Annotated in this window: 5 protein-coding genes, 1 pseudogene and 1 CRISPR repeat array; of the genes and pseudogenes, 3 read left to right on the top strand and 3 right to left on the bottom strand. The window is 46.0% G+C overall.

Going from position 1 to position 8,437, the window contains the following annotated elements; genetic code table 11:
- Positions 1-14: 14 nt before the first annotated feature.
- Entirely contained in the window at positions 15-809 is a 795-nt protein-coding gene (locus RIG66_RS08325; protein ID WP_446376981.1) for a helix-turn-helix transcriptional regulator, read from the bottom strand.
- Between the two features lie 1,014 nt (positions 810-1,823).
- A CRISPR array of direct repeats spans positions 1,824-2,228; the repeat unit is 37 nt; unit sequence GTTTCAATCCCGTTGCCGGGATTCATTATAAGGAAAC.
- A gap of 381 nt (positions 2,229-2,609) precedes the next feature.
- On the opposite strand from RIG66_RS08325, the gene RIG66_RS08320 reads away from it, so the two are divergent.
- The 3 genes from RIG66_RS08320 (at position 2,610) to RIG66_RS08310 (ending at position 6,947) form a co-directional block, all read left to right on the top strand.
- Complete coding sequence (locus RIG66_RS08320) at positions 2,610-3,131, top strand: hypothetical protein (protein ID WP_446376979.1); 522 nt, start codon at positions 2,610-2,612, stop codon at positions 3,129-3,131.
- A gap of 479 nt (positions 3,132-3,610) precedes the next feature.
- Positions 3,611-6,091 carry a DUF5682 family protein gene (locus RIG66_RS08315; RefSeq protein WP_446376977.1) on the top strand — a complete coding sequence of 827 codons (2,481 nt, stop codon included), beginning with the start codon at positions 3,611-3,613 and terminating at the stop codon, positions 6,089-6,091.
- 166 nt (positions 6,092-6,257) lie between these two features.
- Positions 6,258-6,947 carry an AAA family ATPase gene (locus tag RIG66_RS08310; RefSeq protein WP_446376975.1) on the top strand — a complete coding sequence of 230 codons (690 nt, stop codon included), beginning with the start codon at positions 6,258-6,260 and terminating at the stop codon, positions 6,945-6,947.
- Between the two features lie 327 nt (positions 6,948-7,274).
- Here RIG66_RS08310 and RIG66_RS08305 read toward each other — a convergent pair whose 3' ends face one another.
- Entirely contained in the window at positions 7,275-8,306 is a 1,032-nt protein-coding gene (locus RIG66_RS08305) for an NACHT C-terminal helical domain 2-containing protein (RefSeq protein ID WP_446376973.1), read from the bottom strand.
- Positions 8,307-8,308: 2 nt separating this feature from the next.
- A pseudogene (locus RIG66_RS08300) lies at positions 8,309-8,437 on the bottom strand (IS630 family transposase); the annotation flags it as partial.

Below are 8,437 nucleotides of genomic sequence, written 5' to 3'. Positions count from 1 at the left end.
GTTGAGAAAAATGATTATTCAGAGGCTTGAAGGCGCAACACACTGTTCTGTGCAACTAGGGGTGAATAAATGGGCTTAAATCCTTGTCTGGTAAGGTTTCTGCTATTCGCAATCGCGCCTTTCGTGAGAAATGCGGGATTAGAAGCAGCACCGACACTGACAATTTTGTCTACGCGAAAAAGGTAGTTTTGTTCAGCATTGGGTCGTTTGCTGATGTGGCGTGAAGCTGCATCGGGTGCGAAAGCAAATAAGTATAGAGTACCATCATGCAGCCGCAATTCTGAGCGGTCTAAGTCCCAGGTTCGCTCATTTCCTGGACGCTTGCGATAGCGGATGGTGTAGCGGCATTGTTGTTTAAATCGCTCCTGAAGTTGGTGAATGATCAGGTTAAGGTTGTTCTCACTGTAATTAACAGGAGGACTAAAGTCTACTTTGACATTATCTGGTTGCTCCGCTTGAGTCAGTTTGCCAATGCGGATAATTTGGCTGGCTTGAGCGGAAAATCCCATACTGTCTAAGAAGTAGGCTGCCATTGCTAAGGCTTGGCGTTGTTCGGGGGAGAGGATCAGGGGAAAGTTCGAGTCCACCAGTTCGTAGGGATGATGGGGAGCGCTTTTGATGTCAAAGCCACAGTCTCTTAGTTGGCTGATGGTGCGGGTGAGTTTTTGCAGGACATCTCCGGGTGGTTTGCCGTGCTGTTCGAGAAATTCTGAGAGGATATCTCCTAAATCCTGACGCTTTATCGGTTGTTCGGCTAGGAGTTTGAGGATTTCCAGGGCAAAGGCGATTTGGTTGTATGGGGAAGACATAGGCGAGAGGAACAGAGCGATCGCGCCCCTAATACCAAGTTGTGTTCAAAGATAGCAGATAGAGGAGATGAGGTGAGGGGGTTCAGGGGAGATTGGGGGAAAAAGAAAGTTTTACTAGGACTTACGCAAAGCCTCTATCTGTAGGGTGTGTTAGCGAAGCGTAACGCACCTTTACCCTACATTAGACTGCAACTTGGTATAAGCTGTCATGCATTTAAATTGGGAATGGGTAGCGAGCAAGATGCTCGCACTACGGCAAGGGTTTCGCCATTATTGAATTAAGGTTTAAGGTTTAAATGCCGAACAGCTTAACCGGGGTCATTAGAGGTTAGTCACACGGATTTCACAGACAGAGGCGTTAGTTCTCACTGGCAAAGGATGAAAAGAGTAAGAATTGTTGGGGAAATTATTTCGTTCTCTGTGTCAATCTGTGTGCTTCACTATTCAGTATTCTCTCTGCGCTATTCCCTCTGTGTTATCTGTGTGTTTGTCAATACTTAGTTATGATTTTTAACATAAGTTTAACAAAATACATGCGTCCAAGGGGACATTGGCAGTGAGAGGAAAATCGGCACTTATACAAAGTTTTACGAAAATTTAATGGGTCTAGCTGTGTCGAGATTATTTTTACTGACAAGAAAACCACCATAGAGAGTATACCCGAAAATCGCACTATCTTCTCACAATCGCTGTAACCCCTGAAAATTCGTAGCTTTTTCCCAAGACGAGGTAAAAAACGAGCAATTATGACGTTTTGTTGAGATTGGAGTCTGATTGGAAAATTTAAACCTTTCTGGGGGAAAGAATGGTTTCAGTTATCAGAACTTGACAAGCAAGAGGAGGCGATTGAAATCGCTGCTACACAAACAAAGTCCGCCTGCGCGGACTAGATTATAACGGGGGTAGCTAACCCGGATTTGGTATGAATCGTTTTTATCGCCAGGAGTGCGATCGCTCTTGAGCTGGATCTGATTAGTCTAAAGTGCGATCGCGGGAGCTGGGGAAATGCCCCCTGTTTCAATCCCGTTGCCGGGATTCATTATAAGGAAACGTAGTAATTTACTGGATGATTCAGGTAATCATTGTTTCAATCCCGTTGCCGGGATTCATTATAAGGAAACTCCTGACCCGTCTAAGGTTGGCTTGAATTCCATCAGGGATAGTTTCAATCCCGTTGCCGGGATTCATTATAAGGAAACGGGAGCATGTTCGCCGACTATCGGGCGATCGCACTATTCGTTTCAATCCCGTTGCCGGGATTCATTATAAGGAAACAATAATATTGAATATTGGATCACCTGGTAGAGTAAGGTTTCAATCCCGTTGCCGGGATTCATTATAAGGAAACCTGTCTCCCCAAGCTGGAGCGCATTTTAATTAAAGTTTCAATCCCGTTGCCGGGATTCATTATAAGGAAACCCCGCCCTCTGAAACCCTTTCTAGCCGGGATTTCCAGAGCCAATTTTGACGGCTGACGAAATCCAGGGGCTGAAATGGACTTTTTGCTTTTTTTGCCCTTTCGCAAAAACGGCTGAAATCTTTAATTTTCAAGGTTCCTAGCGTTTTGACGGCAAACCGGGTTTTTCGCCCCCGCTTCGTCCCGTCAAAAATCCGCTTATTCACATCATAGAATGAGTGTCTCTGATTGTCGAGGTTAGCGAGTAGATTAGGTAGAACGATCGCGACATCCAACACCCCACAGAATTCTGTCTGCAAAACAATCTGAGATGTTATCAAAATTTGACTACGACTTTGGAGAAGGGGGTATTAAGTTGGGAATATCGAACAAAACGATTAAGAATGAAAATTCATCTACGCCCCTTGTACTCTCAGCTTAATCCTGGGGTGGGGAATTGTCCACTGGGATGCGATCGCGTTTGCCAGGTTCATGTCTCAGCGCCTAACCTCAGACCTCCTCCCGGTTCCACTTGTCCCCTCTCGTCTCACCAAGTCCAGACTTATAGTCAAGTGACTCAAGGCAAAGCGGACATCATTTTCAACAAATCCGCCACCGGAGACGGGAAATCCCTAAGCGCGTCCCTACCCAGTTTGCTCAATCCTAGCTTCCGGTTTATGGGACTCTATCCCACCATTGAACTGGTGGAAGACCAGACTCACCAACAAAAAGTCTTTCGGCAATTCTCGACCTGTGTCAAACCTTGGCAGAGAAACTCAATTTTCAGTCCTTTTGGTCTGACTGGCAAAAGTATCTCCCAGAGATTGGTTATCTGGCTCAAAACACGCAGTACAAGGCGGGGACTAATGCCATTCCCGCGAATTGGGGACTTGCGACTTAATAATGTACCAAGGAAGCTTGGCTGAGTTAATGAATTCAGCTTGCCTCACTGGTACTCTATTTTTACGCAGATCCCTTACCGCGAAATCAGCCTTCTATCAATACCCCTATTTCTTGTCTGTTTTTAGCGAACATCAGTATAAGTAAAACTTTATAGTCTGTCGGTTAGCCTTTTAAATCTGTCAAGTAAAGCAAATGATACGTTTTCTGTTAAGGAATGTGAACACCCAAAAAACAACTGGAAACCCTGATATTGCCGTTGTGCCGGGACTGTAGTATGATTTGTGAAGATAAATTAAACATGAGACGTTGGGTTTTTATTCGCTTTTATCAATAAATTGAGTCAAAAAATCCTCCAATAGCTGATTACGCCAACAATCTGGCAGTTTTAAGGATCAAGCACTACAAATACTACACGCCGATCTCAACGACACAATTTTGGCAACGCTATCGGTTGCTGATTTGACAAAAAAAAACGCTATATGCAGGGGAGTCAGACGAAAACATGAGCATCCATATCTTTGGCATACGTCATCATGGACCCGGATGTGCGCGATCGCTCTATCATTCTCTGCATAATCTCAAGCCGGATATCCTTTTAGTAGAAGGTCCCCCGGATGGGGATGGGATGCTGCCTTTCGTGACTCATTCCCAGATGCAACCGCCTGTAGCGTTATTAGTTTACCGACCCGACCAACCCCAGAAAGCAGTGTATTATCCCTTTGCTATTTTTTCCCCAGAATGGCAAGGGATTAATTATGCCTTAACTCAAGGGATTCCGGTGCGGTTTGTGGACTTACCCTTGGTGCATCAGTTGGCAGAGGGAGATGGGGAAGCTGGGGAAGCTGGGGAAGCTGGGGAAGCTGGGGGAGCAGAGGGAGCTGGGGAAGCAGGGGAAGCAGAGGGAGCAGGGGAAGCAGGGGAAGCAGGGGAAGAGGATGAGATTTACTATGATCCGTTGGGTTATTTAGCAAGAATTGCTGGGTATAGTGATGGGGAACGCTGGTGGGAACAGTTAGTTGAACATCGCCAGGAGAGTACGGATGTATTTGAGGCGATTTTAGAAGCAATGACGGCTCTGCGTCAGGATGTACCCCCCAGAGATGATCCGAGGGAAGCGCAACGGGAAGCCTATATGCGGAAACTGATTCGGGCGGCGCAAAAAGAAGGATTTCAACGCATTGCTGTTGTCTGTGGTGCATGGCACGCTCCTGCTTTGGTGGATATGCCTGCGGCGAAAGCGGATAATGCGTTGCTGAAAGGATTGGCGAAAACGAAAGTTGAAGCCACTTGGATACCTTGGACGTATGGACGACTGGCATTGAAGAGTGGCTATGGGGCGGGGATTGAATCGCCGGGTTGGTATGGTCATTTGTGGGATTGTTATCAGGATGGGGGAGATGGGGGAGATGGGGGAGATGGGGGAGATGGGGGAGATGGGGGAGATGGGGGAGATAGGGGAGATGGGGGAGTTGATTCAAGTCTGAGTCAGGGCGGGTTTTGTACCAACGTTACTATCAATCGCGACAAGAAAGTCCCTAAACCCGCCCCTACAGATACGTCAGGACACATATCAAAACTCAACAATCAACAATCAACGATCGCGATTCGGTGGTTAATTAAGGTGGCGCGGTTGTTGCGTCAGGAAGATTTAGATGCCTCATCTGCCCATATTATTGAAGCGGTACGGTTAGCGGAATCTTTGGCAGCATTGCGCGATCGCGCGTTACCGGGTTTGCTGGAGTTAAATGAAGCGACGCAAACCGTTCTATGCTTTGGCTCTGATCTACCGATGGGTTTAATTCAGGATCAACTGATTGTGGGTGAACGATTGGGAGAGGTTCCCGATGATACGCCCATGGTTCCCTTACAACGAGATTTACAGCAGCAGCAGAAACGCTTACGCCTCCGGGCTAATCCCACCGAGAAACAGTATGAACTAGATTTACGCAAAACAAATGACTTAGCGCGATCGCATCTTCTCCATCGTCTCAATTTACTCGGTATTGCTTGGGGGATACGACAATCGACAAGGGGGAAAGGAACCTTTAAAGAAGGATGGCGGCTGCAATGGCATCCAGAATTTGCGGTGAAACTAATTGAAGCCGGGATTTGGGGGAATACGATTGATGCAGCAGCGACAGCTTATGCCCGGAATCAGGCACAACAGGCGCAAGCGCTACCCAGTCTGACTCAGTTAGTCGAAACTGTTTTATTGGCAAACTTACCTGATGCGTTACCCGAAGTGATGCATCGCCTGCAAACTGAAGCCACCCTGAATCGAGATGTCGCCCAATTAATGGAGGCTTTACCCCCATTAGCGCAGGTATTACGCTACGGAAATGTGCGCCAAACCGATACCCGCATGATCACCTCAGTGGTGGATGGGTTGGTAACTCGGATTTGTCTGGGTTTACCCTTAGCTTGTGCCTCTCTGGATGATGAAGCGGCGCGACATATCGATCAGCGTATCCAACAAATGAATTACGCGATTTCCCTGTTAAATAATCCTGACTATAAACAATCCTGGCAACAGGTGTTATGGCAACTGGCAGATCAAGCCAACCTGCATGGGTTACTCGCGGGTCGAAGTTGTCGATTATTATTGGATGCTGGGGTATTTAAGGGAAATGACGCCTCCCGTCGGTTAGAATTTGCTCTATCTCACGCCAGCGAACCTCCGCAAGCGGCGGCTTGGATAGAAGGGTTTTTGCAGGGGAGTGGATTGTTACTCGTGCATGACTATACCTTGTGGCAGATAATTGATGATTGGGTTACTCAGCTTTCAGGAGAAACCTTCACCGAGATATTACCCTTATTACGCCGCACCTTTGCCACATTTTCTACGGCTGAACGCCGCCAAATCGGTGAACGAGTTAAACGGGGAACCTCGGTTGAGACACCGGGGATAGGGGAGGAGGAAATAGATTGCGATCGCGCGAATGCGGTTTTGCCCATTGTGGCGCAATTGTTAGGTGTTAGATAAGTCGGTAGTGGCGTGGCACACCTTAATTGGTGGATTAGCATTGTAGGGGCGCACCGACGTGCGCCCAATTTCACCGTCAAATCTATCCCACAATTTTAGACAAATGACAAATGACCAATGACCAATGACCAATGACAAATGACAGAATCAACTTGCACTCAGCAGCATGACGAATCCAGCTATGGTGATTCTCTTTCAACTCAGCGAATATATTCGGAGTTGGAGATTTTACAGTTCATTCAATATCGCGAATGAGAAAATCCGCAAATCTGTACCGATTGAGCAAGACCCTATCCTGCGAGAAGATGGAGGAAATCTTAGTTCAGTCTTGCATTATTTTTTGACTGAGTACCCCTCACTCTTCGATGAACTCCAACACCATTTGCATTTTGTCGTTCCTGGATTTAAAGGATTAACTGTAAAAGCACGAGGGGGACCGGGAGAAGTAATTGCCTTTTGGCAAGAAGGTGGCGTTGACCACGATTTAAGTCTTGCCGATTTATCTGATGGAATTCTGCGTCTGATTTGTTGGATATGTCTGTGTTTACACCCTCATCCTCCCACTTTAATTTGTATTGATGAACCGGATCAAGGGGTTCATCCTCGAACTTTACCCCTTTTAGCTGGCTTATTTGAAAAAGCGTCTGAACGCACTCAGATTATTTTGGCAACTCACTCCTCGTACTTTTTGACCCAGTTTGATATTGCGAAGATTGCGGTTCTCCGCAAAGAAAATGGAGAAGCTAAGTTTATTAAACCCGGTCAGTCGCAGGTTTTAAGAGAGATGTTAGAGGATTTTGGCGGGGAAGAAATTGAGCAACTGCACCGAAGTGATGAATTGGAACGGTTACCATGAGGGTGATTATTTATGTAGAAGGTGCTTCGGATAAAGCAGCACTGGAAGCATTCCTTTGTTATAGCAGTAGACACATCGATTAGGACTTTCGGCACCATTGTAGAGACGTTGCATGCAACGTCTCTACATAAATGATGTGTCCTAACAGCCATGGCGGTTGCTATAAATTTATAGAACAACTTTAAAAATCAGAAAATCGGTGCGTTACGCTACGCTAACGCACCCTACAATTGACTTTAATAACCCTGAATAAATAGTTGGGGTGAGGAGAAGCTGGGGAAGAAGGGGAAGCCAAGGACAAATGACGAATGACAAATGACGAATGACTTATTCCCGATACAAAAATAACTCGTCCTCCATTTGTTGCTGCACCTCAATATTTACCTCATCACTGCTCCTTAAACAATCCACCACTAATTGATTCGCATCATAATAATCCCACAGCGATCGCGTCTGGTTTCTGCTAAACTGCCAATCATGTTCCCCTTGGTCATGTTGTCCCATCAAAAAGCCAACTCGTCTGATCCAAGAGTGACGATGATTAAACCACCACGAGTTCAACCTCTCCCCATTCGATTGAAACTGAAACACCGGATCGAGTAAAGTTGTTAGCGATCGCGCTAATGTACCCAGATGCTCAGGGTTAACCGCTAGGTTAAATGCGAGACTATACTCTAAAATAGCGTTGAGGATTAACGCTCGGTATAACGGCGGCGGTAAAGACGTTGGGGGTAAATAATCCTCCACCTTAAACGCTAAGGCTTCCGGTACTGTAAATTTGGCGTCCAATTTTTGGGGTAAGGACAAGCAGGAGGGTAATTGCTGCAACGGTGGCGGTTCCAACGGTTGCTCAAGCCGAGAGGAATTGAGTGTCTGGGTTAAGCCTTGATCTAAAATTAAAGCCAGGGCAAAATCAAAGGCACGCACAGCGACTGACTTGTGGGATAATGGGCTAGATTTCGATTGATGGTCTATCCAGTTCACGAATTGCCCTAACCGCTGATCCGGTATCAATAACTGATCCACCCCTTGTTTCATCGCTTGGATTAATTGTTCAGGGTGACGCAATAGGGTGACAGTAAATAAAAATACCTCTCGCCAAGATTGTTCGGTCAAGTGGGTGACTAATTCCGCGATCGCGTCAGGGTTCTGATTCGTTTTCGTGGTAAACTCTCTAGCGGAGAGGTATTGCTGAAGACTCCAATTCGCAAAGGAATAAACTCGCCGCGATCGCTCTACCAATACTCCATGGTGACATTCAATGGCTTTTAAAATCCCTTGACTCTGTACTTGTAAACCAACCGGATCAACATCTTGATAATCTGGGATTGTTCGCAGATAGTCACCAATATATAGCAATCCTAAATAGATTGTGGCAAAATTCCATACTGAAAAGTTTTTGGAAAATCGAATATTTGACCATCAGCAAAAAACTTAAATAGCCACTTAACTATTTTAAAAGAGCTACAAAGATGATAAAATTTCCTGAT

This window comes from Coleofasciculus sp. E2-BRE-01, assembly GCF_040221695.1.
Lineage (GTDB): Bacteria > Cyanobacteriota > Cyanobacteriia > Cyanobacteriales > Coleofasciculaceae > Coleofasciculus.
This window is presented reverse-complemented; position numbering and strand designations above follow the sequence as displayed.